This window comes from Pseudomonas sp. MWU16-30316 (assembly GCF_020515645.1).
Taxonomy (GTDB): domain Bacteria; phylum Pseudomonadota; class Gammaproteobacteria; order Pseudomonadales; family Pseudomonadaceae; genus Aquipseudomonas; species Aquipseudomonas cerasi.
Window position 1 is genome coordinate 140319 of the sequence record NZ_JAIZAZ010000001.1, and the last position, 25254, is coordinate 165572.

Sequence of the window (25254 nt, forward strand, 5' to 3'; positions counted from 1 at the left end):
GCAGAAACGTCGCAAAATGGAACGAATGTGTCGCGGTTCGGGGAAGATGTGCACCAAGGTGGAACCCGGCCTTGTCCCGCGTGCGCTCCGGGCTCTGCAATGGTGCAAGGCTGCTTGCAGGAGCGCCGGCCAGTAACGACCGGCTTCCCGGATCAGCCGCGTGCGGGTTTCAGACCCAGAGTTCCTGTTCTCCGGTATAGAGATCGTAGGTCTGATCAACCAGTTGTTCGGGCGCATCGAACCAGGCAAACAGCTGTCCGTTGACCCGCTTGGTCGCACCCAGTTGCACATATGTCCCCGGCGCAATGGCCACGTGATCACCAAGAAAGCCGGTGAACATGTTCTTCTTGGGCACAGCCGGTGCAAAGATGAAGAACACCGGGTGGTTTTCGGCATTGGCGTTGCGACTCACGAACCCGTCCTGGCTCCATCTGGAGGCGTTGGCTCGCGACATCGATGCAGACTGCACGCCATTGTCGGTAAACACTGCACCCACTTCGCGCTCAAGGCATGCCACCCCGTCGCTGGACACATAGGTGGCGCGAAATGCAGTGCCGTCCCACGCCTTGAGCTTATGGAACTGACGCAGAAACCTGCGCGTGGTGGCATTGCGTACGCCGCTTCGCAGCAGCGGGTTGATCTCCGTTGAACCGCCTTCCACGTAGGTGGTTATTTCGGAAAATTTTTCTGCGTTGGATGTATGGGCCAGCGTCAGGTAGTCGGTCTCGAACTTCAGGCGTTCGATGCTACTTGCTTCCTCCAGAGACGCCGGCCAGAGAGTTGTCAGGCTGGTCAGCCGCGCCTCGGCACTGCGGATTGCCGATTGACTCATGCGCGGGATCTGTTTGCCCACGATTTTCCAGACGCCGGTCGTGCTGCGAAGAGCAAACTCCTGCCCGTGCACCAGTTGTGTGGCATCCATCGGGTTTACCCGATAAAGGCGCGAGTGGCCGAACACGTTAGCCCGCCGGCTTATGAAGCAGGTCTGGCCCTCTACCTCAATGGCGACGAAGCTTTTGGGGTCCATGGCAGTGATCAATTTCGAGCCTGCGAAACGCGGCGCCTTTGAGTGCGAAAGGAGGTAGCCGATCTGCGCCTGACCATCACGACCGACTCTGCGTACGAGGTGCGGACGTCTCACCATTTTTGCGGCGCTTCCTGCCGGCTTCAAGGCCAGCGCCAAGTGGCCGACCAAGGCAATGGCAAGATAGCTGAGGGCGCTCAGAAACTCCTCGGCGGCGCCTTCCAGGTCGTTTTCATCGATTTTCGAAAAAGCGCTCCAGGTTTTGTAAAGGCCAGCGCCCAGCGCGACAGGCATCATGATCGCGCCAGGCAGAAACAGAATCGCAATGCTCGCGATCAGATCGAAGCCCAGACCCGATTGCCCTGTACCGGTGGTCAGACTCATCTGCCGTTTGGCTTCGTTGATCAGAAGGTTGATCTTGGTCTCGTGATTTTCCTCGTAAATGTCTTTGCTCTGGCTGACAAACACGACGGGGCGCAGCAGCCTTGACGGGATCGGTAGCAGCGTCAGTTGGGTAAATACTTCGGGTGGACGCCAATGCTTCGCTTCCTTTTCGTACTGCATGGCATGCAGCGTCTCAAGACGCCTGGAAACCGGTATTTGCTGAATCAGATACTGCTGGAAGGGTGCCTCTTCCAGAAAGCTGGTGGTCAGGTGATACATGCTGTTGAACCAGCGGAAAACGACACCGTCGGCAGCATCCAGCGTGCACAGCACCAGTGGCCCCTTCTCGAATTTTCCGGCTGGAGCAATCAGCATCACGTTGGTCATCTTGAGTTGGTTGACGCTGAAAAAACGGACTTCAATGGCTTGCTTGTTGATGGTTCGACGTCCTTGGAGTCCTGGCGAATCCAGCACAGCCTTGATCCACTCGCGGCCGGTGGGTGCAAAAGCCTGTTGTTCGATCTCCAGCAGCGCCATCTTCATCTGAGCTCGCAACATGGCTTTTTCTGACCGCTTGAGCTGCTGTGCATACGCCGAGGTTTTCAGGTGCAGGTCAAGGTAATTACTGAGGTATTGGGGATCTTCCAGCGTGGTAATCAGCTCTGTTACGGCCTGCTTGTCCAAGTGCGCAAGGTAGACGCCTTCGGCGTCGACAGCGCGTAGAAGCACGGCATCCTTGGCCTTGGTGTGCAGGGCTTGGGTATGTGCCAGTTGCCTGAGTGAAACGTTCTCGGTGTTGATTTCTGGCAATACAGGCGCGCCGGGAATATCGAGCACTTCGATGCCCGTCCTGTAGGTCAGTGAAATATTGATCTGTTGCGCTGTTGCCGTGATGGATAGCCGGTTCAGCAGTTGAGCCAGTTGCTTGTCGATATAGCGCGTCGGGTAGGTGCGGCTGTCATTTTCTGCCTGGCCGAAGTGCTCCTTGCTGGCTTTGCGCATGTTCACCACCAATTCGCCAAACCGCTTTGCCTGGCGATGCCATGCCTGACGCTGCGTCAGCGTCATGGTTTTCCACCAATCGGGCATTCGGCTTTGCACCAGATCGCTGTCGAATCCGTCGAGTCGCCAGTGGTTGTCGAAGTAAATCCTGGGTTTCAGCAAACTCGCTATCGTTTGCTCGAAACAGACCGCGTCCATCTTCTGAGCGCGGGCCAGCTGTACAGCCTGAGCGAAGACCGACTGCTGCGCGACAACCTGCCGGGCAAGCAGCAGGCTGAGAAAGTTGCCGTCCATCAGGGTGTATTGCCATTGCAGGACAGGGGTGGGTTTGGTGGGGCTTGCCTCCCCGGCGGTGACGCTGTCGCCCAAGCGTCCTCGGTACTCGGGTTCAGTCACTCGCTGAACAAGCGCGTGGTTCAACTGTTGCAATGAGGCAAATGCTTCCAGCCCGTCATGGGGCGTAAACAGAAGTACATCTTCCAGCTCTTCCTGCTCTTCCAGGTCTGGCTGGACCGGCGCATCACGAAGACGCCGGGCAATGGCAAACGCACCGTAAAGCGACAGCGAGGGGCCGTCGCCGTCTTGTGCCGACAGGCTGTAAACACTGTGCGGCTGCAAGTCTGCGAGACCCGCGGTCGCATCTGTGGCACAGGGCCCAAGGGTGGCCGAAAGCAGGCTGTAGTGCCCGGTCGTCATCTTTCCCAGGGCGATCAGCACCGCACATTCGGATGTCAGGCACTCGATCTGCTCTGCGACAAACTGGCTGCTCCGGGTTTCGCCATCAAGCGTCGCAGTGCTCCAGTAGTCTGCAAGATTTCGTGTGTAGCACTGCTCAAGTTGCTCGCTGACCTGGGTGAAGAACGTTACAGTCGCTGCCCGCCCCAGCGGCTGAATGGCAGGTGGCTTGACGTCAGGCTGCTGTGTGTCAGGCGTTGGAGAAGGCGTGTCGAGAGGCGGGTGGAGAGCGACTACATCATTGTCGATCCATTGCAAATAGCCGGTGAAGTATTCGATCAGGCCAGGGATCAGTGGAACCCTGTGTATGTTGCTCCCGTGGTCGAATCCGACCTCGTTGTCACGGTAAGTCAGCCAGGTCGTCTCGACATCCAGCTCGGGTTTGAGGGGATGCAGCAGGGTACGGGCCAGTTCTTGGGTCGTCTTGCTGAAGTCGGGTGGATAGGTATCGCTGGCAAGCGAGGCGTTTAGAGCCTGGGTTGATGCGGTGAGCGGTAAGGTCATGGTGCCGATTCGTCTGCGTGATGGATGATCCGCTCGAGGTGTTGGCCGGGCGGTTCATTTCATATAGTCAGGGTTAAAGGCACGCGGGTATCGGCCAGCGCAGTGAGAGGACTGCAGCATCGGCTCTCTGATAGGTAGGAAGTCTCGGAAACGCGCGAGATTGAGGTAAGGACGGGGCCTGAAACCGGGTATGAGGAGGAATTCATCACAACGCCACTCAATGGTTTCAGGCCCCGCAGAGAGCAATCTAAGCTGTTGTCGCTGTTTTGGCAAAGCGCGAAAGCACTATTCGATCAAGCGCCCGGACAACCAGCATCGGTCCTGGGTGTCAGGGATACCACCGCGATAGGATCGATGAAGGCATTCAGCTCCCGGCCCTGCTCGTTGGGAGTTACTCAGTGCTGGTGTTCCGAAGCCTGTTTTTGTACCACGACCTGCACCTCGACATCCCCCGCCTTTTCAAAATGCAGGGTCATCGGGAAGCGTTGGCCGACCACCAGCTTCGAGCGGTCCTTGATGTCCAGCAGCATCACGTGCCAGGCCATGGGGGCGAAAGCCACCTTCGCGCCAGCCGGTATGTCGACCGCCTGAACGTGCTGCATCTTCATCAGCCCGTCGACATGTACATGCTCATGCAACTGCGCCTGCCCGGCGATGGGTGTGTCGACGCTAATCAAACGGTCGGCGCTGTCACCCTTGTTCTCGATAGTGAAATACGCTGCCACCGTCGGTGCGTTGGGCGGTAGCTCCATTGACCACGGATGGCCAATCAGCAACGGCCCTGCCTTGTACTCATGGGCGTGGACGAGGCTGGCTGGCAGCAGCAGTGCGGCCAGCAGCAGTGCTTTTTTGAGCATGGGGGGCTCCGCAGGATTCGATGAAGGGGTGAAAGGTAGCTTAAATGGAAATCCGAAACACCTGGGTAAACCTTTGAGCGCCGCTGAGTGAGCCTGTTTCGTAAAGTCGTTCCCCGGCATGCAGTCATAAGGGGATCGGGATGTATGAAAGGGCACAGTCACATCGTTTGCGTTTGGGGCGATGCTCCAGTGCAGGCCAAATGTATTTGGTCACCGCAAAAACATTCCAGAGAAATCCTGTCTTTTCCGATTGGCGCATGGGCCGTCTGCTGGTTGATGAACTTCGACACGTTCAGGAGCAGCAACTGGCTGATTCATTAGCCTGGGTGGTAATGCCCGACCATATTCACTGGCTGCTGCAGTTGAATAGTCATTCATTATCCAGAGTTGTGCAGCGCGTGAAATCGAAAAGCGCGATCGCCATAAACAGAGCCAGAGGCTGCAGTGGACCTTTTTGGCAAAGCGGATTCCACGACGTCAGCATCCGCACTGAAGAAAGCCTTTTGGGTTTTGCCCGTTATATTGTGGCCAATCCGGTTCGAGCCAACCTGGTCAAAAGCGTGCGCGATTATCCCCTATGGGACGCAATCTGGTTGTGAAAAACCGGCCTCTTCGTGAGCAAGCTCACTCCCACAGGTCCGAGGTGTGTTCTGCAGCATCACTCATCCTGTGGGAGCGAGCTTGCTCGCGAAGGCGTAGTAACGGATCACAGATTTCCAGCGGCTGCCCCGACCTCTTCGTGAGCAAGCTCACTCCCACGGGGCCGAGGTGTGTTCTGCAGCATCGCTGATCCTGTGGGAGCAAGCTTGCTCGCGAAGGCGTAGTAACGGATCACAGATTTCCAGCGGCTCCCCCGACCTCTTCGTGAGCAAGCTCACTCCCACGGGTCCGAGGTGTGTTCTGCAGCATCACTGATCCTGTGGGAGCGAGCTTGCTCGCGAAGGCGTAGTAACGGATCACAGATTTCCAGCGGCTCCCCCGACCTCTTCGTGAGCAAGCTCACTCCCACGGGTCCGAGGTGTGTTCTGCAGCATCGCTGATCCTGTGGGGGCGAGCTTGCTCGCGAAGGCGTATTAACGGATCACAGATTTCCAGCGGCTCCCCCGACCTCTTCGTGAGCAAGCTCACTCCCACGGGTCCGAGGTGTGTTCTGCAGCATCGCTGATCCTGTGGGAGCGAGCTTGCTCGCGAAGGCGTGTTAACAGATCAACAGATTTTCAGCGGCTGCACCGGCCTCTTCGTGAGCAAGCTCACTCCCACGGGTCCGAGGTGTGTTCTGCAGCATCGCTGATCTAGTGGGAGCGAGCTTGCTCGCGAAGGCGTATTAACAGATCAACAGATTTTCAGCGGCTGCACCGGCCTCTTCGTGAGCAAGCTCACTCCCACGGGTCCGAGGTGTGTTCTGCAGCATCGCTGATCTAGTGGGAGCGAGCTTGCTCGCGAAGGCGTATTAACAGATCAACAGATTTCCAGCGGCTGCCCCGACCTCTTCGTGAGCAAGCTCACTCCCACGGGTCCGAGGTGTGTTCTGCAGCATCGCTGATCTAGTGGGAGCGAGCTTGCTCGCGAAGGCGTATTAACGGATCACAGATTTCCAGCGGCTGCCCCGACCTCTTCGTGAGCAAGCTCACTCCCACGGGACCGAGGTGTGTTCTGCAGCATCGCTGATCCTGTGGGAGCGAGCTTGCTCGCGAAGGCGTATTAACGGATCACAGATTTCCAGCGGCTCCCCCGACCTCTTCGTGAGCAAGCTCCCCACAGGTCCATTCAGTGAGGACTAAAGACGGCTGATCAATCCAGGCCCAACGCCTCCAGCACTGCATCCACACCCCAGAACAGCCTATCAGCGTCAGGCAACTGCGGGCGTTTGAGGATCAGGACGGGCAGGCCGCGTTCGCGGGCGATGTCGAGCTTGGGTTCGGTGGAGCTGCTGCCGCTGTTTTTGCTGATCAGTACGTCGATGCGGCGTTGTTCGAACAACTGGCGCTCGTCTTCCAGCATGAACGGGCCGCGTGCGCCGATCACTTCGCAGTGTTGGTTGCCGGGGTAGTCGTCCAGTGCCCGGAGTGTCCAGAACTGGTGCGGCGGGATTTCGTTCAGGTGCTGCAAGGGCTCGCGACCCAGCGTGAACAACGGGCGCTTGAACGGGAGCAGGGCATTGGCCAGTTCTGACCAGTCAGCCACTTCGCGCCAGTCGTCCTCTGGACCTGCCTGCCACGCGGTGCGGCGCAAGGCCCAGCAGGGAATGCCGGCCAGCCTGGCCGCTCGCGCTGCGTTGTGGCTGATCTGTGCGGCGTACGGGTGGGTGGCGTCCAGCAGCAAGTCGACGCCCTGTTCGCCCATGTACTGCGCCATCCCCTCGGCGCCGCCATAACCGCCGACCTTCAATTGGCAGGCCAGGTCAGACGGCACCCGGCCCACGCCCGCGAGGCTGTAGATGTGCTCAGGCCCGAGCTTCCGCGCAATCGCCAAGGCCTCGGTAATGCCGCCCAGCAGCAGGATGCGTTTCATGTCGCTTCTCTCTGTAAATCAACGCCAGCCTGACCCACCAGTCCGCCCTGACGGTCAATGGCGAAAACCTCCACCTGAACGCTCGCAGGCACGATGCTGCGCGCGAAACTCAGCGCGTGGCGACACACTTCGTCACCCAGTGGCACACCTGCCGCAGCGCTCATCGCCAGCGCTTGCTGACTGGTGTTGGCTTCAAGGATCCGTTGTTGCAGGCCTGCATCCGCGCCGACCTGCGCAGCCCAGTGCGCCAGTTGCGGCAGGTCGATGCTGGAATGGCGGCTGTGCAGGTCCATATGGCCGGCGGCCAGCTTGCTGATCTTGCCGAAGCCTCCGCACACGCTCAACTTATCCACAGGCACCTTGCGCAAGTGCTTGAGCACCGCACCGACAAAGTCGCCCATCTCGATCAGGGCGATATCGGGGATTTTATAGACGCGGCGCATGGTGTCTTCGCTGGCATTGCCGGTGCAGGCGGCGATATGCCGATAGCCGTTGGTGGTGGCGACGTCGATGCCCTGATGGATCGAGGCGATATAGGCCGCGCAGGAGAACGGCCGGACAATCCCGCTGGTGCCGAGAATCGACAGTCCGCCGAGAATGCCCAGGCGCGGGTTCATGGTCTTGAGCGCCAGCGCCTCGCCGCCCTCGACGCCGATCGTGACTTCGAATCCGCCGCTGTAGCCTTGTTCTTCGGCCAGCCGAAGCAGATGCTCGGTCATCATGCGCCGGGGCACCGGGTTGATGGCCGGCTCACCGACTGCCAGCACCAGCCCGGGGCGGGTCACGGTGCCGACGCCTGCACCCGCCATGAAGCGCACGCCTGCTGCCGCCTGTAACCTGACGCGGGCAAATACCAGGGCGCCGTGGGTGACATCCGGATCGTCGCCTGCATCCTTGAGCGTTGCAGCTTCCGCGAATTCATCCACAAGCCGGCAGAATTCCAGGCGCATCTGTACCTGTTTACCCTTGGGCAGAACGATGTCCACCGCATCGCTGATCTGCCCGCAGAGCAACAGCCGCGCCGCTGCGAGGCTGGTTGCGGTCGCACAGCTGCCAGTGGTCAGGCCACTGCGCAGTGGCGCAGGCTGTTCGGCGGTTTCTTCGCGCATCAGGGTTTGACTACGTCCAGCAGGGTGATCGGCAACGCCTGACGCCACGTGTCGAATTCGCCAAGGGGTTGTGCATGGGCGACGTGAATACGGGTCAGCTCGCCGCCATGCCTTTCGCGCCAGGCCATCAAGGCCGTTTCGCTTTGCAGGGTGACCGCATTGGCGACCAGTCGGCCGCCCGGACGCAGTTGTTCCCAGCAGGTTTCCAGCACGCCGACACGCGTCACGCCACCGCCGATGAAGATCGCATCCGGGCGTTCCAGACTGCTCAGGGCCTGAGGCGCGCTGCCCCGCACCAATTGCAGGCCGGGCACGCCGAGTGCGTCGCGGTTGAATTCGATCAGTTGCTGGCGGCCTTCATCGGCTTCGATAGCCATCGCCCTGCAGGTCGGGTGCGCGCGCATCCATTCGATGCCGATGGAGCCGCAACCCGCGCCGACATCCCACAACAGTTCGCCCGGCAGCGGTGCAAGGCGGGCGAGGGTGATGGCGCGCACGTCGCGCTTGGTAAGCTGGCCGTCATGTTCGAACGCGCTGTCCGGCAAACCTGAAATGGGGCTCAGACGGATGGCGCTGGCGTCGGCACGACAGTCGATGGCAACCAGGTTCAGCGCGGCGATCTCGGGGTTGCCCCACTCGCTGGCCAGTCCTTCGACGCGCCGCTCGGCTTCGCCACCCAGATGTTCCAGGACGGTCATGCGGCTTGGACCAAAGCCGCGTTCGCGCAACAAACCGGCAATCAGGGCGGGGCTGCTGCCGTCGTTACTCAACACCAGCAGACGCATGCCATGGTGGACGTGTGCGTTCAGCGCGGCCACCGGCCGGGCAACCACCGACAGGGTGACGACGTCCTGCAGCGGCCAGCCGAGGCGGGCGGCGGCCAGAGAGTAAGAGGAGGGCGCGGGCAGAATGCGCATTTCGTCAATGCTGACCACGCGTGCAAGACTGGCGCCGACGCCGAACATCATCGGGTCGCCACTGGCCAGCACGCAGATCTCGGCACCCCGCTGCTCGAGCACCGGGTTCAACGAGAAAGGACTCGGCCACGCACGTCGCTCGGCGCGAATGCACGGCGGCAGCAACGCCAGCTGACGCGGGCCGCCGAACACCTGATCAGCGTGCAGCAGAGCGTGTCTGGCGTTCTTGCCGAGCCCTTTGTAACCGTCTTCTCCGATTCCCACGACTGTCAGCCACGGTGACATGTACCTACCTCAATCCGAACTTCCGACAGAGCGCCTTTTCATGCCTGCGGACAAAGCAGGCATAATACCGCGCCCGACGGGGTACAAGTGCTCTAATCAACGTCCGTTTCCAGCCAGTTCACATCGGGTGACCCATTGAACGAGCAGCAGTCCGCTCGCACATCCTCTGCAACGCTACGCCCCTCGGCCTGCCCGGGGTTGCTGCGTATCGTCCCGGCACTGGACGGCGGGATCTGCCGGATCAAGCTGGCGGGCGGGGTGATCACCCGTGCGCAGGCCATGGCCGTTGCCGAGGCCGCGAGCACGTATGCACAGGGTGTTATCGAAGCCACCAACCGCGCCAATTTGCAGATTCGCGGCATTGGTGCCAATCACGATGGGTTGATCGGCGCCTTGATGGCGGCAGGGCTCGGCCCCGCCAACCCGGCCAGCGACGATGTGCGCAACCTGATGCTCAGCCCGACGGCCGGCCTGGACCCGCAGATGCTCTTCGATGCCCGGCCGCTGGCAGCGCAGATTCTCGACGCGCTGGAACATCATCCGCGTTTTCATGAGCTGTCCCCCAAGTTTGCCTTGTCGCTGGACGCTGGTGAAGCGCTGGTCATGCTTGAACACCCGCATGACGTGTGGCTGTCGGCGCTGAAAGTCGATGGCGAAGTGTTGCTGGCGTTCGGGCTGGCCGGCTGCCCGGCCCATGACCGACCGCTGGCCGCTGTCCCTGTGGCCGAGGGGAAGACGCTGGTTATCGCACTGCTGGAGCTGTTTCTCGACCTTGCCCGTCCCGAGCACACCCGGATGCGACACCTGCTGGCCGAGGTTTCGACCGACGATATGCTGCGCGAGCTGTCGACCCGGTCCGGCTGCACAGTGCGGACCGATAAGGCGATCACCGATTGGCAGCGTCCGGCCATTCAAGGCATTCGCCACATTGGTGTTTATCCACAGGCCCAGCCGAATCAGGTGGCGGTGGGCGCTGCAGTACCGTTGGGGCGTCTCGATGCGGCGATGCTTTCCAGCGTGGCGCAACTGGCGGCGGATCAGGGCGACGGCACGCTGCGCCTGACGCCCTGGCAAAGCCTGTTGTTGCCGAACGTGCCGGTCGAGCGCGCCGCGGCGGTGCTGGACGCGTTGCAGGCATCGGGATTCGTCGGGGCGGCCGAGCAACCACTGGCGCAGATGCTCGCCTGTACCGGTTCTGCCGGGTGCGCCAAGGGGCTGGCCGATACCAAGTCCGACGCCCTGCAACTGGCTGCCGGGCTGGCTACCGGCCAGGCTGTGCACGTGAGCGGCTGCACGCGTTCCTGCGCCGCCGCTCACGTAGCGCCAGTAACCTTGCTGGCTGTCGCGCCGGGCCGTTACGATCTTTATTTTCGCGATGCAGCGCATGCCGGTTTCGGCGTGCTGCGCGCGCGCAACCTTACTATTGAAGCAGTCGGCGCGCAGTTGAACGCCGGCTCACGGAGCAATATGCATGATTGATTACATCCGCGATGGTCAGGAGATATATCGCAACTCTTTCTCGATCATTCGCGCCGAAGCGCGTCTTGACACGATCCCTGCCGACTTGGAAAAACTCGCCGTGCGCGTGATCCATGCCTGTGGGATGGTCGAAGTCATCGAAGACCTGCGCTTCTCGCCGGGTGCCGGTACTGCCGGGCGCAACGCTCTGGCCGCCGGAGCGCCGATCCTGTGCGATGCGCGCATGGTCTCCGAAGGCATCACTCGCACCCGTCTGCCCGCCAATAATCCGATTATCTGCACCTTGCATGATGAAGGCGTGCGGGAAATGGCCCTGGAGCTGGGCAATACGCGTTCTGCGGTGGCGCTTGAGCTGTGGCGTCCGCACCTGGAAGGCAGCGTGGTGGTCATCGGCAACGCGCCGACCGCGCTGTTCTATCTGTTGGAAATGCTCGATGCCGGTGCGCCGAAGCCTGCACTGATTCTCGGCTTTCCGGTCGGCTTTGTCGGCGCCGCCGAGTCCAAGGCGATGCTTGCCGCCGATAGCCGCGGCGTGCCGTTCGTGATCATGCAGGGCCGCCGTGGCGGCAGCGCCATGGCCGTGGCCGCAGTCAACGCACTGGCCACGGAGATCGAATGATGCAGGCACGCGGTCGATTGATTGGCCTGGGCGTAGGTCCCGGCGACCCGGAGCTGATCACTGTCAAAGCCCTGCGTCTGCTGCGCGAGTCGCCGGTGGTGGCGTATTTCGTGGCCAAGGGCAAAAAGGGCAACGCATTCGGCATCATCGAAGCGCATCTGCAGGACGTTCAGACCCTGATGCCGCTGGTCTACCCGGTGACCACTGAGGCATTGCCGCCGACACTGTCCTACGAAAAGCTCATCAGCGACTTCTACGACGAATCCAGCCGGCACATTGCCGCGCACCTGGACGCCGGACGTGACGTGGCGGTGATCTGCGAAGGCGATCCGTTTTTCTATGGCTCCTACATGTACCTGCACGATCGTCTGGCCGAGCGCTACGAGGCCGAAGTGATCCCGGGTGTGTGCTCGATGCTCGGTGGCGCTTCGGTGCTGGGCGCGCCGCTGGTGTATCGCAACCAGAGCCTGTCAGTGCTGTCCGGTGTGCTGTCCCACGACGACCTGAAACGCAAGCTGGCCGACGCCGACGCGGCGGTGATCATGAAACTGGGGCGCAATTTCCACAAGGTTCGCGAGGTGCTGACCGAGCTGGGGATGGCCGGGCGTGCGCTGTATGTCGAGCGCGCCACGATGATCAACCAGAAAATCGTCCCGCTGGACCAGGTCGACCCGATGTCTTCGCCGTATTTTTCGCTGATTATCGTTCCTGGCGACAGGTGGCAAGGCTGATGACCTCCATGACCCCGGCCATCGTCATTCTAGGCAATGGCAGCCTTGCCACCGCGCGGCGCATTCAACAGCTGTTTCCCGATGCGCTGATTCATGGCCTGGCCGAGCGCGTGCAGGGGGCCGACCGCACTTACAGCGAGTTCGGCGCGACGCTGCGCCAGCTGTATCAACAGAACACACCGATCATCGCCCTTTGCGCAGCTGGTATCGTTATTCGCACCCTGGCCGCCGTGCTGCTGGAGAAGGGCGCCGAACCGCCAGTGCTCGCCGTGGCCGAAGACGGCAGCGCCGTAGTGCCGCTGCTTGGCGGCCTTGGCGGGGTGAATGTCCTGGCGCGCAGCATCGCCAGCGGGCTTGGCGTTGCGCCAGCGATCACCACCAGCGGCGAGCTGCGTTTCGGCACCTGTCTGCTCAACCCGCCAAGCGGCTATGCGCTGGGCGATCTGGAGCTGGGCAAGCGTTTCGTTTCCGACCTGCTGTCCGGCGAACCTGTACGCATCGAGGGCGAAGCCCCTTGGCTGGCCCAGGCGCAACTGCCCGAAGACCCACAGGCCGCGCTGGCCATTCATGTTGGCAGTACCCTGCGCGAGCCGTCACCCCATGAATTGCTGATCTACCCACGTAACGTGCTGGTGGCGGTGACTGACCTCAGTGACGAACTGGCTGAGCACGTGCGCTCGGCCCTGCGCGAGGTACGTATTGCCGGGCAGTCCTTGGCGTGCCTGTTGGCTGCCGAGGAGCAGATGGCCAATCCGCACCTGCACAAGGCTGCCGCCGAGCTGGACGTTGCGGTGCGATTCGTCAGCGCCGCTGCGGCCAGCGAGATGGCCATGAAGGCTGTGCCGCAGCTGTTGCCACCGCTCTGCGTCGACGCCCACACCGCGATTGCTGTCGCGGCGCAACCGCTGGAGGTGCAGAGCATCGGCCGCGGGCGTGGCCGCGTTGCAGTCATTGGTCTGGGCCCTGGCGCAGCAGACCTGATGGTGCCTGCGGTCAAGGCCGAACTGGCACGTGCCAATGATGTGCTGGGCTATGAAACCTACGTGCGCATGGCAGGGCCGTTTCGTGCCGATCAGGTACTGCACTGCACTGACAATCGCGAAGAAATGCAGCGTGCCCGGCATGCCTTCGAGCTGGCTGCTCAAGGCCGTTCGGTGGTTGTGGTGTCGTCCGGTGATCCGGGAGTGTTCGCCATGGCTTCAGCGGTGCTTGAGGCGTTGCATGAGTCGGATAATCCTCACTGGCATGCGGTCGAGCTGGAGATTCTGCCGGGTGTCTCGGCTTCTCTGGCAACCGCCGCTCAGGCTGGTGCGCCGCTGGGACATGATTTCTGCGTGCTGTCGCTGTCCGACAACCTCAAGCCTTGGGACATCATCGAAAAGCGTCTGGACCTCGCCTGTCAGGCCGATCTGGCGCTGGCATTCTACAACCCGATATCTCGCTCCCGACCCTGGCAACTGGGGCGTGCGCTGGAGATTGTCCGCCAGCATCGCATCCCTGCAACCCCCGTGACGCTGGGCCGCGACATCGGCCGTCCCGGGCAGACATTGAGGGTTATCACGCTGGGCGAATTGACACCGGAGCAGGTGGACATGCGCACTATGGTGTTGATCGGCTCTTCCCTGACGTGCACCTTTACGCGCCACGCAGGCGGCAACTGGGTCTATACGCCGCGTTGGTACGGCAACAAGCCTACAGGTTGAGCGCACACGCGTGTCATACCTGCTGCCATTTATCGTGGGAAAGCGCTGAAGTGGCGATGTCACTTCAAGCCTGTGAGCCGTTGTTTCGGCCCACAGGCTTGAGCGAATCGGCTCTCTTCAACCGTCGTCGTCGGTAGTCCGATTCCAGAAGCCTCCCCGGAATATTCGCTCACCTGCGGTACGCCGGGAGGCAGATGGCGGGTTGAATCTGGCTCTGCGTATCGAGTTCGGCAGCCAAGTGCCCGAAAGCCACCAGAGGGCAACGGAAAGCTCCGAAAAAACCGCCTGATTTATTTCGTTAGTCTCGATTCAGTCCATAAGGACGCATGAGTTAAAGGACTAATGAAATGACACAGGACAAAACCATGAACAGCACTGACAACCTCGATTACATTGCCGCCTGCGAGCTGGCTGAATGCCCAGCTTCGTTGGGCGCATTCGCGGCCCCCGCAATCCCCGGATTGCCTCAGGCAGGTGACGTCACTGACGCACAGTCCGGCCATGAAGGTGCGGTGGTTGCAGGCAGTGTGCTGGCATTTCCCAACGGTATGTCGGCGCAGAGCAAGCAGGACGTGATGAATTCCTTTCTGTTCGCCACCCTTGTGGCCAACAAGGCGTTCAGCTCTGAAACCCAGGGCGATCAGTGGTATGACAAATTCAACGAAGTGCTTTCCAAGGTGGGCTGGCTCTCCACCCATTGGAACTATGCGCGCTACCGTGCCACCCAGCAGCGTTTCACCATGGACGAAGTCGGTCTGGAGATCCTCGGTTCGGCCATTGCAGCTGCCGCGTTACCCGGGCCTGCATCGCTGCTGATGCTCAAAGTGGCTGCAGATGCCGTCGCCGCGCTGCAGGCCAGGAAAGAACCCCTGCGCCTGTTCGAGAGCCAGACCAAGGCACACCGTGGCGGTAGCTTCCGTATCGCCTCCTGTATCGAATCCGGGGACAGCATCGTCAGTCTGGCCATGGCGGCAGTCAGCTTTCAGGCCGACAGTGACGTCACCAATGTGCTGTTCTGGGAATGGCAGGGCACCAGTGTCCAGACCTGGAAGGGCGAGCACAACCTGTTGCTCAACACGGACCTGTATGCGCGCTATCGCAAGCTGATCGAGCAACGGCTTGGCGACAATGTCAGTAATGCGATTGCAGAGTACGAAATCTGATCGGAGTGTTGGCGGAGGCGCGGACTGCCTCCGCTTTCGGGATAAAAGGAATTCTCCCATGAAGCAGGAATTGGATGCCGTAGTCGTCAATGCGGGCTGTTTGATGTTTTTCCCCGAGCCGCAGCGGGTCGCCCTGAAAAATGATGTGCTGGACTCGATGCTGTACGTGCAGCTGGCCGCATCGAAACAACACTCGAAGTTTGCCGAACCCGAAAAATGGAATGAAACCCGTCTCACCGCTGCGCAGCGTTTCGGCTGGCTGCCGAGCGCCAGCGAACATATCAGCCAGCCTTTGCCTGAAGACTCCGCTGAAACAGTGTGGAGTTGCATGGTGCGTGCGCTTGTACCGTGGGTGTCAGCCGAGACGCTCCTGCGTGCGGAGGCGTTCATGCGCAGGGCAGGCAGCCAGTCCGTCGCGAGCGAAGCGCTTCATCTGTTGCGCAGTCAGACGGTACAGAGCGGTTTGAATCACTCGGGAAAATTGCAGGTCAGCGTAGTTCTGCAACTGGCTTTCGTCGACACCCGACAGAAGCTCAAGCTGGTGCAGCTTCAATTCACCACACGTCAGCCGTTGTCATCCGGGTTTCTTTTCGAGGTCATCGAGTCGAAGAGTGTCTACGGCAACATCGCTGTGACTGTCCATGCAATGCAACTGTTTGAACAGGTCTATTCGCAGTTTCGCGATGGCATCGACACCGCGCTGTCGAGCAAGCGTGCGTGCCTGATCATGCCGCTCGGGGGCAGTCCCGATGTCTGATCCGGATGAAACTCTACTGACGGGTGCCAGCGTGCTGTCCTTCGCCCGCAATGTCGAACCTGATTTGCGCCAGGACATAATGGATTGTCTGCACCATGCCCGACTGGTCGCAGATGATCGCCATTCTTCCAGAGTGAACTGGCGTGCATGGCTGGATGCTTACCAGCGCTCGATTGCCGCCACAGGCGGTTCGCGGAGCGCCGGGATCAACGATGCCCGATTGAAAATCCACAGTTTCAGTGACATTGGAAAACTGCAGCTATCCGTGGTCGATAACGCTGGCGAGCTTCGCCAACTCTACCGCAGTTCGCTCGACAGGCTATTGAGCAGTGATCATGCGACGAGTTTTTTCAGCAGCTGGTTTACGTCCGGGCGCTCAGAAAGCTTTCAGCTCATGCCCTGTGCAATGCGCAATAAGGACGAGGTGTCGATCCTTCTGTGCAGCCTGCAGATGACCACCCTGGCGCTGCGGCCCGCGCGTTATTTCTGGCAGATATTGGGCGGCGAGATGCAGGTGCATGCCGTCAGTACTGCGTTCCGCTTCAGTCGCCAGAGTTTCGAGCCTTTTCGCCAGACGGTGCAGGACGCCCTGGCTGATCGTGCTGCAGCCGAAATCATCAGTCTTTAGCAACCTGGATAAGCCCATGGAAGGGAGTAACGCAAATGAATGCAGACACAGGTAACGCGGCCTATCTGGGCACTATCGCCAGTATGGTCGCGTTTTTGCCCGGGCTTTCGAACGAAGAGCGCACGGATGTTCAGAACGTTCTTCTGGACGCCCAGTTGTTCGCGGGCAGGCAGTTTGATTTCAAAACCCAGTGGGGGACCTGGATGTATTACTACCGCAGCCGCCTCAAGGCGCGCGGCATACAGCAAAAGGGCGTGGTCCTTGGGGACTCGCTGGTGGTGAGCAGTGTCGACGATTTATTGCAGGCCACGTTCAAGGTCAGTCATCCTGCGGATCGTAAGCGTCTTGGCGACATGGTGCAGCGTGCGGTTGCTGCAATGGGGGTAGGCCAGGCAGCAGAGTCGTACTTTCAGCGCGGCTTCGACCAGGGACGTCTGGGCAGTTTTCAGATCGTACCCTGCGAAAAGTATGAACCTGGCCGGATGCTCCTGTTGCTTTGCAGTCTGCACCTGAGTGTGGACGACCATGCGCCAGGAAGGCGAAGACTGCTGTTTCACTTCAAGGGCGGCAGTTACATCTTTGACAGCAAGGTGTATGCCGCTCATCGTGACGCGGTGATGCGTTATCTGGACGGCAGGGCGCAAGGCATGGTGCGGGCTGCAAGTATCTGAGTCCTGTCAGGGCAGCAGGTAGCCCCTGATGCCGGTGAAAATGATTTGCGCGGCCAGTGCACAGACGAACAGTCCCATCAAACGGCTGACAATCTGCAAACCCTGATCGCCGAGGATGCGTTCGATACGGTTGGAGAGGTAAAGCACGACGCCAACGGTCAGACTGGCCAGCGCAATACTCAGAATGGCGGTGAGTTTGTCGTCCCAGTGGGGCTGACTGACGCCCATGACCAGCAGCGCACCGATCGTACCGGGGCCTACGGTCAGCGGGATGGTCAGCGGAACGATGGTGACGTCCTGTTGGATATTGTCGGTCTGCACCGCCGACTTGCCCTGGGCCATGCCCAGTGCCGAGATGAACAGCACGCTGCCAGCCCCAATCCTGAATGCATCGACCGTGATGCCGAATACATCGAAAATCACGCGCCCGAACAGATACAGCAAGACGCTGGAAACCAGTGTCGCCAGTGCCACCTTCCAGGCCAGGCGCCGCTGTTCCTTGCGCGAGTGACCACGCGTCAGGCTGATGAAGCAGGAAAGAACGAAAAACGGGCTGTAAAGCACCAGCATTTTCAGATAGACGCTGAACAACACGTGAAGCATGGCTTCGACTCACAGCAGCAGGTGGATGGCATCGGCAGTCTATCAGGCCACAGGCCTTTCCCGTCGCCGTCAGTTTTGCCGATAGTGCTCGCCGTCCGACGTCAGCCCACGGGCCTTGTCACGGTGCGCCACCCAGTGCTCGACCAGTTCGCGCAACTGCGACAGTTCGATGGGCTTGGCCATGTGGCCGTCCATGCCAGCCTGGCGTGCGCGGTCTTTATGCTCGGTGAGAATATGCGCGGTCAGTGCAACGACCGGGGTGCGTACACGCTGATTGCCGACTTCCCAGGCGCGCAATTGCTCGGTGGCCGAGAAGCCGTCGAGTATCGGCATCTCGCAGTCCATCAGCACCAGATCATAACGCTGCGCTTTCATGGCTCGCAGCGCTTCTTCGCCATTGCTCGCGGTATCGGGGTTGAGGTTGAGCTTGCCGAGCATGCCGCGGATGACCTTGGTCGAAATGCTGTTGTCTTCGGCCACCAGAATACGGAAGTCGCCGGGGACGCTGACCGGCGGCGTCACGACCGGGCCGGGCTTGTTCGACACGACACCCTTGTTCAACTGGGTCAGTTCATCTGCCAGCGTGGTCTTGAGCGTATAGCCCGCCACCGGTTTGGCCAGAATGCGCTTGATGCCGCAGTTGCGCGCGATGATCTTGCTGGGTGCATTGCTGATGCCGGTCAGCATGATCAACAGTATGTCGTGATTCAGGCTCGGGTCTTCCTTGATCTTGGCGGCCAGTTGCATACCGGTCATGCCCGGCATGTTCTGATCGAGCAGGACCACATCGAAATAGTCGCGCAGGTGCGCCTTGGTCCTGAGCAAGGCCAGTGCCTCCTTGCCGGATGCCACTGCACTGACATTCAGGCCCCAGGCACTGCATTGCTGAACCAGCACTTTGCGGCATGTGTCGTTGTCATCGACCACCAGCACCCTGGCATCTTTGAGCGGGCTGTCCAGATCAATGGTCGGCTGTTCGAGCAGCTTGGCGTCCAGAGGCAGGTTCAGCCACAGCGTATTGCCTTGCGCGCCATTGTTCTGAATGCCGAATTCGCCATCCATCAGTACGATCAACTGACGAGCGATCACCAGTCCCAGATGACCGCCGAGCCGGCTGCTGGCCAGGAAGTTCCGGCTGTGCAGTTCGGCGTGCAGCAGTTCTTCACGTTCTTCGTCGGAAAGCGTTTCGCCGCTGTCCTGAACCGAAATGCGCAGCCGCGTATTCCCGCTTTTCGAGGACTCAAGGGCGACTGCCAGCAGAATCTCACCTTCGTCGGTCTTCTTCAGGGCATTTTCCAGCAGGCTCAGCAGTGTCTGGCGCAGGCGGGTCGGGTCACCATTGATGACACGTGGCACCTGAGGCTGGATCTGGCTGATCAGCTCGACCTGTTGCTGTTCGGCCTTGGCGCGGAAGATATTCAGGCAGTCCTCGACCAGCGCGCCGATGTCGAACTGCACGTCGTCCAGTTCGATCTGTCCTGACTCGAGCTTGGTGATGTCGAGAATCTCGTTGATCAGCGTCAGCAGTTCGTTACCGGCACTGTGAATGGTCTGCACATAGTCGCGCTGTTTGACCGACAGCGGGGTGCCGAGCAGCAGCTCGGTCATGCCCAGCACGCCGTTCATCGGGGTGCGAATCTCGTGGCTGATCTTGGCCAGAAACTCGGCTTTGGCGTTGATTTCGGCGGTGCTGGCCGCCTGATCGCGGCTGATGCTGAAGCGGTCTTCGGTGATACTGCGATGGCGTTCGCTGAGGGCCAGGCTCATCAGCAGGCCGCTGATGCAGAACACGCTGAGCAGCGCCAGCAGCAGCCATTGCGGTGGCACCAGGCTCAGCCACAGCAGGCCGGGCAGGACCACCATGTAGCCGATATTGAAGGTGATCATTCCGAGGACAAACAGGCGCGCCGAGCGATAGCCCTTCTGCCAGTGCCACATCGACACCGCCAGAATGCTCAGTGTCGTCAGCGAGACCAGGCCGAACGTCAGGAAGTTGATCGGCAGCTTTTCGTCGAACAGCACCAGCAAGGCGCCGATCCCCATGAGCACCGCGTTGCCCAGCAACAGACGATCGAGTTTGCGGGCATTGCGATGGACGAAGAAACAGTAGGTGTAGATCAGGCCTGCGACAGCGGCCAGCAGCAGCGCCAGGTGTGCGCTCGGGGTTTGCGCGATATTCCACGGGTCGATCGGGCGGAGCAGGTTGAGGAGCAACAGCGCACTGAGCCCGAGTAACGATTCGCAGGCGGCCAGCCACAGATTGCTGCGCGACCGGGTGTGTCCGTAACGCGTCAGATTCTGCACGATCAGCATGGACAGCGCGCCAAACAGCAGTCCGAACAGCAATGGCTGGGTTTCGTTGGCGGCGCTTTCGATGGCCGGTTCAAGGGTGATGCTGGGGCGCATTTTCTGCGCAGAGACCAGTCTCAGGTAGATATCCAGCGAGGCCGAGCTTTGCGGAACCGGCAGCAGGAAATCGTTGGATGGCAGTCGCTGATCTTCAATCGGCACGTCGTTGCCCGTGCGTAGATGATCAATCTGTCGATCGCCGTCCATGACATACATGTCGGCGCTGGAAAGGTCCGGGGCGAAGATACGCAGCAATTGCTCGTGCTGGGTCGGTTGCAGGCGGTAATGCAGCCATACCGCGCTGCCGCGATCCGCTGCCGCGACCCGTTCCAGCTCGGTGGGGCTGAATTGATTCTGATAGCGCGCCGAGCGGATTTCATCCAGCGTCAGATGGGCCTTTTCGTCGAGCAGCGTCGACCAGCCTGCACCATGCTCGGCCTGCGCCGAAAGCATGAACAGCAGGGTCAGCAGTCCAACGGTTGAGGCTATGGCAATCCTGAGCCAGCGCACAATGAAATCCCTTCGTGAGTGAATGCCTGGTAAAACCGCGAATACCGGAGCAACCGGCCAGCCTCTGCTTGAAGAGGCTGGTCCGATCGATTATTCCTGGTCTTCGCCACGCTCGCGGGCAATGGCACGGTAGCCAATGTCCTTGCGGTAGAAACACCCTTGCCAGTCGACTTTTGCGGCCAGCGCATAGGCATTTTCCTGCGCGTTGCCGACGCTGTCACCCAGCGCTGTGGCACACAGTACACGACCACCGCTGGTCACGACACGCTCATCCTGCAAGGCCGTGCCTGCATGGAATATCTTGCCTTCGAGCTGTGCCGCTGCGTCCAGACCCTCGATGACCGCGCCTTTGGCGTAGTCGCCAGGATAACCGCCTGCGGCCAGCACGATACCCAGGCTGGGGCGTGGGTCCCACTGTGCTTCGATCTTGTCCAGCGCTTGCGCCAGCGCAGCCTCGACCAGCAGTACCAGGCTCGATTGCAGACGCAGCATGACCGGCTGGGTCTCCGGGTCGCCGAAGCGGCAGTTGAACTCGATGACTTTCGGGTTGCCTGCTTTATCGATCATCAAACCAGCATAGAGGAAGCCGGTGTAAACGTTACCTTCATCGGCCATACCCCTGACGGTCGGCCAGATAACCAGGTCCATGACACGTTGATGAACCTCGGCGGTGACCACCGGGGCAGGGGAGTAGGCACCCATCCCGCCGGTGTTCGGCCCGCTGTCGCCGTCGCCGACGCGCTTGTGGTCCTGGCTGGTGGCCATGGGCAGTACATTCTTGCCGTCGACCATGACAATGAAGCTGGCCTCTTCGCCATCGAGAAACTCTTCGATGACAACGCGCGAACCGGCGTCGCCAAAGGCGTTGCCAGCCAGCATGTCCCGTACGGCGTCTTCGGCTTCTGCCAGGGTCATGGCGACGATCACGCCCTTGCCCGCGGCCAGGCCGTCGGCCTTGATGACAATCGGCGCGCCTTTTTCACGCAGATAGGCCAGGGCAGGCTCGATCTCGGTAAAGTTCTGGTAGTCGGCAGTAGGAATCTTGTGACGCGCCAGGAAGTCCTTGGTGAACGCCTTGGAGCCTTCAAGCTGGGCAGCGCCAGCGGTCGGGCCGAAGCAGTCCAGGCCTCGGCTGCGGAACAGGTCGACGACGCCTGCAACCAACGGTACTTCCGGGCCGACGATGGTCAGCGCAACGTTCTTTTCAGCGAAATCCGCCAGTTGCTCCAGTGCCAGAACGTCGATGGCCACGTTTTCGCATTTGGCCTCGATCGCCGTGCCCGCATTGCCCGGTGCGACAAACACCTTCTGCACGCGTGGGTCCTGAGCGACTTTCCATGCCAGGGCGTGTTCACGACCGCCGCTGCCAATGATCAAAACATTCATTTCAAAAACCTCGATGACGCTGATTCTGGAGTACGCGGTGTGCCTGAGGCGACCCAACCCGCCGTACGAGGCCGCAATGACGCAGCAGACGCCTGCGCCAGTGCGGCCGTTTTTCTGATTAGTGCCGGAAGTGACGCATACCGGTGAACACCATCGCGATGCCGGCTTCGTCTGCTGCAGCGATCACTTCGTTGTCACGCATCGAGCCGCCCGGCTGGATGACAGCGGTGATGCCGACCTTGGCCGCGTTATCGATGCCGTCACGGAACGGGAAGAAGGCATCGGAGGCCATCACGGCGCCCTGAACCTGCAGCCCGGCATGCTCAGCCTTGATGGCCGCGATACGCGCCGAGTTCACACGGCTCATCTGGCCAGCGCCGACGCCGACGGTCTGGCGGTTGCGGGCGTAGACGATGGCGTTGGACTTGACGTACTTGGCGACTTTCCAGGCGAAGATCAGGTCATGCATTTCCTGTTCTGTAGGCGCACGCTGGGTGACGACCTTGAGGTCGGCCTCGGTGATCATGCCGATGTCACGGCTCTGTACCAGCAGGCCGCCATTGACGCGTTTGTAGTCCCAGGCAGGCAGGCGCTCGCTCCACTGGCCGCTGGTCAGCAGGCGCACGTTGGCTTTGCTCGCGACGATGGCGCGGGCTTCGGCGCTGACGCTCGGGGCGATGATCACTTCGACGAACTGGCGCTCGACGATGGCCTTGGCGGTTGCAGCGTCCAGCTCGCGGTTGAAGGCGATGATGCCGCCAAATGCCGACTCGGAGTCAGTGGCATAGGCCAGTTCGTAAGCCTGGCGAATGCCGCCTTCATCGTCCGGGCAGACCGCGACACCGCACGGGTTGGCGTGCTTGACGATCACGCAGGCCGGTTTGACGAAGCTCTTGACGCATTCCAGTGCGGCATCGGTATCGGCCACGTTGTTGAACGACAGCTCCTTGCCTTGCAGCTGGGTGGCGGTGGCGATGCCGACCTCGGCAGGTTTGGCTTCGACGTAGAACGCCGCACTCTGGTGCGGGTTCTCGCCGTAGCGCATTTCCTGAGCCTTGACGAACTGGGTATTGAAGGTGCGCGGGAACTGGCTGCGGCCTTCGGTGCTCAGGGTTTCGGCAGTCTGGTCGACGCCGCCCAGGTAGTTGGCGATCATGCCGTCGTAGGCGGCGGTGTGCTCGAACGCCTTGAGCATCAGGTCGAAGCGCTGGGCGTAGGTCAGGCCACCGGCCTTGAGGCTTTCCAGAACCTGGCCGTAATCGCTGGCATTGACCACGATGGCGACGTCCTTGTGGTTCTTCGCTGCGGAACGGACCATGGTCGGGCCGCCAATGTCGATGTTTTCGATGGCGGTCGGCAGGTCGCAGCCTGGCTTGGAGACAGTGGCTTCAAACGGGTACAGATTGACCGCAACCAGATCGATCGGCTTGATGCCGTGCTCGGTCATGATGGCGTCGTCTATGCCGCGACGACCCAGAATCCCGCCATGGATCATGGGGTGCAGGGTCTTGACCCGGCCATCCATCATTTCAGCGAAGCCGGTGTAGTCGGCCACTTCGACTGCCGCGACGCCGTTGTCCTTGAGCAGCTTGAACGTACCGCCAGTGGAAAGAATCTCGACGCCCAGCGCTTCAAGCTCGCGGGCAAACTCAAGGATTCCTGTCTTGTCGGATACGCTGATCAGGGCGCGGCGGATCGGCAGGCGGGTAGTCTGGTCGGTCATCTCGATTTCCATCAAAAGCAAAAGAAGTCAGCAAAAAAAAGCGACCGCGGTGCAAGGTCGCCTTTTCTGTTTTGAATGCTTTAAAGCAGATCGTACTGTTTGAGTTTCTTGCGCAGCGTGCCGCGATTCAGTCCCAGCAGCTCGGAGGCCTTCGTCTGGTTGCCCTTGACGTAGTTCATCACGCTTTCCAGAAGCGGAGCCTCGACTTCCGACAACACCAGGTTGTAGACGTCAGTGACGGATGCGCCTTCGAGGTGGGCGAAATAATTGTGCAGCGCCTTCTCGACACTTCCGCGCAGGGTCTGACCCTCTTCGCTCGGCGTGTTGAGGTGCTGTTTCAAATTGACGTTGTCGCTCACGGGTGTTGTTCCACTCACTAAAGTCTCGGTCATCATCGTCATGCGGCCACCTCTTTATCATTCTCGTTATCCGGGCCCTTGCAGCCTTGGCTGAAGAACTCCCGGACGTTGGCGCACTGTGCTTCCGTATCTTCCAAACGATTGAAGTGGGCGCGAAACTCTCTGGCGCCCGGCAGGGTTGCGAGATACCAGCTGACGTGTTTGCGTGCAATGCGCACGCCCATCACGTCTCCATAGAAAACGTGGAGCGCTGCCAGATGCTCAAGCAGAATGCGTTCCACTTCACTCGACTGCGGCGCCGGGAGTGTCTCTCCGGTCCGCAGGAAGTGTTCTATCTCGCGAAAAATCCAGGGACGCCCCTGTGCGGCCCTGCCAATCAGTAATCCGTCTGCTCCGGTGGCCTTCAGCACGTGCCGGGCCTTTTTCGGTGAATCGATGTCGCCATTGGCAAAGACCGGTATCGACACGGCCTGTTTGATCTGGGCAATGGTGTCGTACTCGGCCTCGCCGGTGTACAGGTCGGCACGGGTTCGCCCGTGCACTGCCAGTGCCTGAATGCCTGCCTGCTCGGCGATTTTCGCCACTGTCAGGCCATTTCGGTTGTCGCGATCCCATCCGGTGCGGATCTTCAGCGTGACCGGTACATCGACTGCAGCCACGACGGCCTGCAGGATGTCGTTGACCAGTTGCTCATCCTTCAACAGCGCCGAGCCAGCCGCCTTGTTACAGACTTTCTTGGCCGGGCAACCCATGTTGATGTCGATGATCTGGGCGCCCAGTTCGACATTGGCACGTGCTGCGTCCGCCAGCATCTGCGGATCACCACCGGCGATCTGTACCGAGCGCGGCTCGGGATCACCTTCGTGGATCATGCGCAGACGCGATTTGCGGCTGTTCCACAGGCTCATGTCACTGGTGACCATCTCCGACACCACCAGGCCGGCACCGAGTCTTCGGCACAGCTGACGGAAAGGCTGGTCGGTGACGCCCGCCATCGGGGCGAGGATCAAGCCGTTTTGCACTGTATATGGGCCGATGCGTACTGCCGACATAGCCTTACCTGTTGTGGAGGCCAAATCATCCGCAGGCCGTGTAAAAAACCGTTTCACCCGGTCTGCAACGGCTCATCCCGCCAGCCGCATGCGCCACCGTCAGATCGAACCGAGAGTTTGAAAAAGGGTTGGCATGATACCCGCTCTCGATGACTGGATAAAGGCTGAATTGGATAAAATCTGAACAGCTCTT

General features: G+C 60.5%; 20 protein-coding genes. 9 read left to right on the top strand and 11 right to left on the bottom strand.

Annotated features, from left to right (window positions below; genetic code table 11):
* Positions 1-169: 169 nt before the first annotated feature.
* Positions 170-3649 carry a DUF6543 domain-containing protein gene (locus LCH65_RS00800; protein WP_226439055.1) on the bottom strand — a complete coding sequence of 1160 codons (3480 nt, stop codon included), beginning with the start codon at positions 3647-3649 and terminating at the stop codon, positions 170-172.
* 395 nt (positions 3650-4044) lie between these two features.
* Positions 4045-4506: a copper chaperone PCu(A)C gene (locus LCH65_RS00805; RefSeq protein ID WP_003368869.1), complete on the bottom strand. Its 462-nt coding sequence runs from the start codon at positions 4504-4506 to the stop codon at positions 4045-4047.
* A gap of 140 nt (positions 4507-4646) precedes the next feature.
* On the opposite strand from LCH65_RS00805, the gene LCH65_RS00810 reads away from it, so the two are divergent.
* The gene (locus LCH65_RS00810; RefSeq protein ID WP_003431749.1) at positions 4647-5105 is read left to right on the top strand and encodes a transposase; all 459 of its coding nucleotides are present in this window, start codon (positions 4647-4649) and stop codon (positions 5103-5105) included.
* Positions 5106-6297: 1192 nt separating this feature from the next.
* Here LCH65_RS00810 and LCH65_RS00815 read toward each other — a convergent pair.
* Genes LCH65_RS00815 through cbiE form a run of 3 tightly spaced genes read right to left on the bottom strand, consistent with a single transcriptional unit; the run spans position 6298 to position 9328 of the window.
* Positions 6298-7017 (bottom strand): cobalt-precorrin-6A reductase, encoded by a 720-nt coding sequence (locus tag LCH65_RS00815; protein WP_003368866.1) that lies wholly within the window; start codon positions 7015-7017, stop codon positions 6298-6300.
* Positions 7014-8126: a cobalt-precorrin-5B (C(1))-methyltransferase gene (locus LCH65_RS00820; RefSeq protein ID WP_003431747.1), complete on the bottom strand. Its 1113-nt coding sequence runs from the start codon at positions 8124-8126 to the stop codon at positions 7014-7016. Before LCH65_RS00820 ends, LCH65_RS00815 begins: the two co-directional genes overlap by 4 nt.
* Positions 8126-9328: a precorrin-6y C5,15-methyltransferase (decarboxylating) subunit CbiE gene (cbiE, locus tag LCH65_RS00825; RefSeq protein WP_096127876.1), complete on the bottom strand. Its 1203-nt coding sequence runs from the start codon at positions 9326-9328 to the stop codon at positions 8126-8128. The genes LCH65_RS00820 and cbiE overlap by 1 nt, the downstream gene beginning before the upstream one ends.
* Before the next feature lie 135 nt (positions 9329-9463).
* On the opposite strand from cbiE, the gene cobG reads away from it, so the two are divergent.
* From cobG to LCH65_RS00865, 8 genes are all read left to right on the top strand, one after another.
* Positions 9464-10807: a precorrin-3B synthase gene (cobG, locus tag LCH65_RS00830; RefSeq protein ID WP_226439056.1), complete on the top strand. Its 1344-nt coding sequence runs from the start codon at positions 9464-9466 to the stop codon at positions 10805-10807.
* Entirely contained in the window at positions 10800-11426 is a 627-nt protein-coding gene (locus tag LCH65_RS00835; protein ID WP_003368856.1) for a precorrin-8X methylmutase, read from the top strand. Before cobG ends, LCH65_RS00835 begins: the two co-directional genes overlap by 8 nt.
* Entirely contained in the window at positions 11426-12157 is a 732-nt protein-coding gene (locus LCH65_RS00840; RefSeq protein WP_054082175.1) for a precorrin-2 C(20)-methyltransferase, read from the top strand. The genes LCH65_RS00835 and LCH65_RS00840 overlap by 1 nt, the downstream gene beginning before the upstream one ends.
* Entirely contained in the window at positions 12157-13860 is a 1704-nt protein-coding gene (cobJ, locus tag LCH65_RS00845; RefSeq protein ID WP_054081941.1) for a precorrin-3B C(17)-methyltransferase, read from the top strand. Before LCH65_RS00840 ends, cobJ begins: the two co-directional genes overlap by 1 nt.
* 347 nt (positions 13861-14207) lie before the next feature.
* The gene (locus LCH65_RS00850; RefSeq protein WP_024662969.1) at positions 14208-15023 is read left to right on the top strand and encodes a hypothetical protein; all 816 of its coding nucleotides are present in this window, start codon (positions 14208-14210) and stop codon (positions 15021-15023) included.
* A gap of 58 nt (positions 15024-15081) precedes the next feature.
* Positions 15082-15780, top strand: coding sequence for a hypothetical protein (locus LCH65_RS00855; protein WP_024662968.1), 699 nt, complete (start codon positions 15082-15084; stop codon positions 15778-15780).
* Entirely contained in the window at positions 15773-16408 is a 636-nt protein-coding gene (locus tag LCH65_RS00860; protein ID WP_072366308.1) for a hypothetical protein, read from the top strand. The genes LCH65_RS00855 and LCH65_RS00860 overlap by 8 nt, the downstream gene beginning before the upstream one ends.
* Positions 16409-16443: 35 nt before the next feature.
* Positions 16444-17079: a hypothetical protein gene (locus LCH65_RS00865; RefSeq protein ID WP_046718949.1), complete on the top strand. Its 636-nt coding sequence runs from the start codon at positions 16444-16446 to the stop codon at positions 17077-17079.
* A 6-nt stretch (positions 17080-17085) separates the two neighbouring features.
* On the opposite strand, the gene LCH65_RS00870 is transcribed toward LCH65_RS00865, so the two are convergent.
* The 6 genes from LCH65_RS00870 to dusB form a co-directional block, all read right to left on the bottom strand.
* On the bottom strand, positions 17086-17682 hold the full coding sequence (locus LCH65_RS00870; RefSeq protein ID WP_003313945.1) for a MarC family protein: 597 nt from the start codon (positions 17680-17682) through the stop codon (positions 17086-17088).
* 69 nt (positions 17683-17751) lie between these two features.
* Positions 17752-20541 carry a hybrid sensor histidine kinase/response regulator RetS gene (retS, locus tag LCH65_RS00875; RefSeq protein ID WP_003431733.1) on the bottom strand — a complete coding sequence of 930 codons (2790 nt, stop codon included), beginning with the start codon at positions 20539-20541 and terminating at the stop codon, positions 17752-17754.
* Positions 20542-20631: 90 nt separating this feature from the next.
* Positions 20632-21927 (bottom strand): phosphoribosylamine--glycine ligase, encoded by a 1296-nt coding sequence (gene purD / locus LCH65_RS00880; RefSeq protein WP_003431732.1) that lies wholly within the window; start codon positions 21925-21927, stop codon positions 20632-20634.
* A gap of 118 nt (positions 21928-22045) precedes the next feature.
* Complete coding sequence (purH, locus tag LCH65_RS00885; RefSeq protein ID WP_003368841.1) at positions 22046-23650, bottom strand: bifunctional phosphoribosylaminoimidazolecarboxamide formyltransferase/IMP cyclohydrolase; 1605 nt, start codon at positions 23648-23650, stop codon at positions 22046-22048.
* 80 nt (positions 23651-23730) lie between these two features.
* Complete coding sequence (fis, locus tag LCH65_RS00890) at positions 23731-24051, bottom strand: DNA-binding transcriptional regulator Fis (protein ID WP_002555375.1); 321 nt, start codon at positions 24049-24051, stop codon at positions 23731-23733.
* Positions 24048-25061 carry a tRNA dihydrouridine synthase DusB gene (gene dusB / locus LCH65_RS00895; protein ID WP_054081944.1) on the bottom strand — a complete coding sequence of 338 codons (1014 nt, stop codon included), beginning with the start codon at positions 25059-25061 and terminating at the stop codon, positions 24048-24050. Before dusB ends, fis begins: the two co-directional genes overlap by 4 nt.
* Positions 25062-25254 lie beyond the last annotated feature (193 nt).

What these genes read in the sequence shown, in the direction of transcription:
- LCH65_RS00800 (WP_226439055.1), bottom strand. Translation starts at nt 3,649, where the DNA reads ATGACCTTACCGCTCACCGCATCAACCCAGGCTCTAAACGCCTCGCTT.
- LCH65_RS00805 (WP_003368869.1), bottom strand. Translation starts at nt 4,506, where the DNA reads ATGCTCAAAAAAGCACTGCTGCTGGCCGCACTGCTGCTGCCAGCCAGC.
- LCH65_RS00810 (WP_003431749.1), top strand. Translation starts at nt 4,647, where the DNA reads ATGTATGAAAGGGCACAGTCACATCGTTTGCGTTTGGGGCGATGCTCC.
- LCH65_RS00815 (WP_003368866.1), bottom strand. Translation starts at nt 7,017, where the DNA reads ATGAAACGCATCCTGCTGCTGGGCGGCATTACCGAGGCCTTGGCGATT.
- LCH65_RS00820 (WP_003431747.1), bottom strand. Translation starts at nt 8,126, where the DNA reads ATGCGCGAAGAAACCGCCGAACAGCCTGCGCCACTGCGCAGTGGCCTG.
- cbiE (WP_096127876.1), bottom strand. Translation starts at nt 9,328, where the DNA reads ATGTCACCGTGGCTGACAGTCGTGGGAATCGGAGAAGACGGTTACAAA.
- LCH65_RS00835 (WP_003368856.1), top strand. Translation starts at nt 10,800, where the DNA reads ATGATTGATTACATCCGCGATGGTCAGGAGATATATCGCAACTCTTTC.
- LCH65_RS00840 (WP_054082175.1), top strand. Translation starts at nt 11,426, where the DNA reads ATGCAGGCACGCGGTCGATTGATTGGCCTGGGCGTAGGTCCCGGCGAC.
- cobJ (WP_054081941.1), top strand. Translation starts at nt 12,157, where the DNA reads ATGACCTCCATGACCCCGGCCATCGTCATTCTAGGCAATGGCAGCCTT.
- LCH65_RS00850 (WP_024662969.1), top strand. Translation starts at nt 14,208, where the DNA reads ATGACACAGGACAAAACCATGAACAGCACTGACAACCTCGATTACATT.
- LCH65_RS00855 (WP_024662968.1), top strand. Translation starts at nt 15,082, where the DNA reads ATGAAGCAGGAATTGGATGCCGTAGTCGTCAATGCGGGCTGTTTGATG.
- LCH65_RS00860 (WP_072366308.1), top strand. Translation starts at nt 15,773, where the DNA reads ATGTCTGATCCGGATGAAACTCTACTGACGGGTGCCAGCGTGCTGTCC.
- LCH65_RS00865 (WP_046718949.1), top strand. Translation starts at nt 16,444, where the DNA reads ATGAATGCAGACACAGGTAACGCGGCCTATCTGGGCACTATCGCCAGT.
- LCH65_RS00870 (WP_003313945.1), bottom strand. Translation starts at nt 17,682, where the DNA reads ATGCTTCACGTGTTGTTCAGCGTCTATCTGAAAATGCTGGTGCTTTAC.
- purD (WP_003431732.1), bottom strand. Translation starts at nt 21,927, where the DNA reads ATGAATGTTTTGATCATTGGCAGCGGCGGTCGTGAACACGCCCTGGCA.
- purH (WP_003368841.1), bottom strand. Translation starts at nt 23,650, where the DNA reads ATGACCGACCAGACTACCCGCCTGCCGATCCGCCGCGCCCTGATCAGC.
- fis (WP_002555375.1), bottom strand. Translation starts at nt 24,051, where the DNA reads ATGACGATGATGACCGAGACTTTAGTGAGTGGAACAACACCCGTGAGC.
- dusB (WP_054081944.1), bottom strand. Translation starts at nt 25,061, where the DNA reads ATGTCGGCAGTACGCATCGGCCCATATACAGTGCAAAACGGCTTGATC.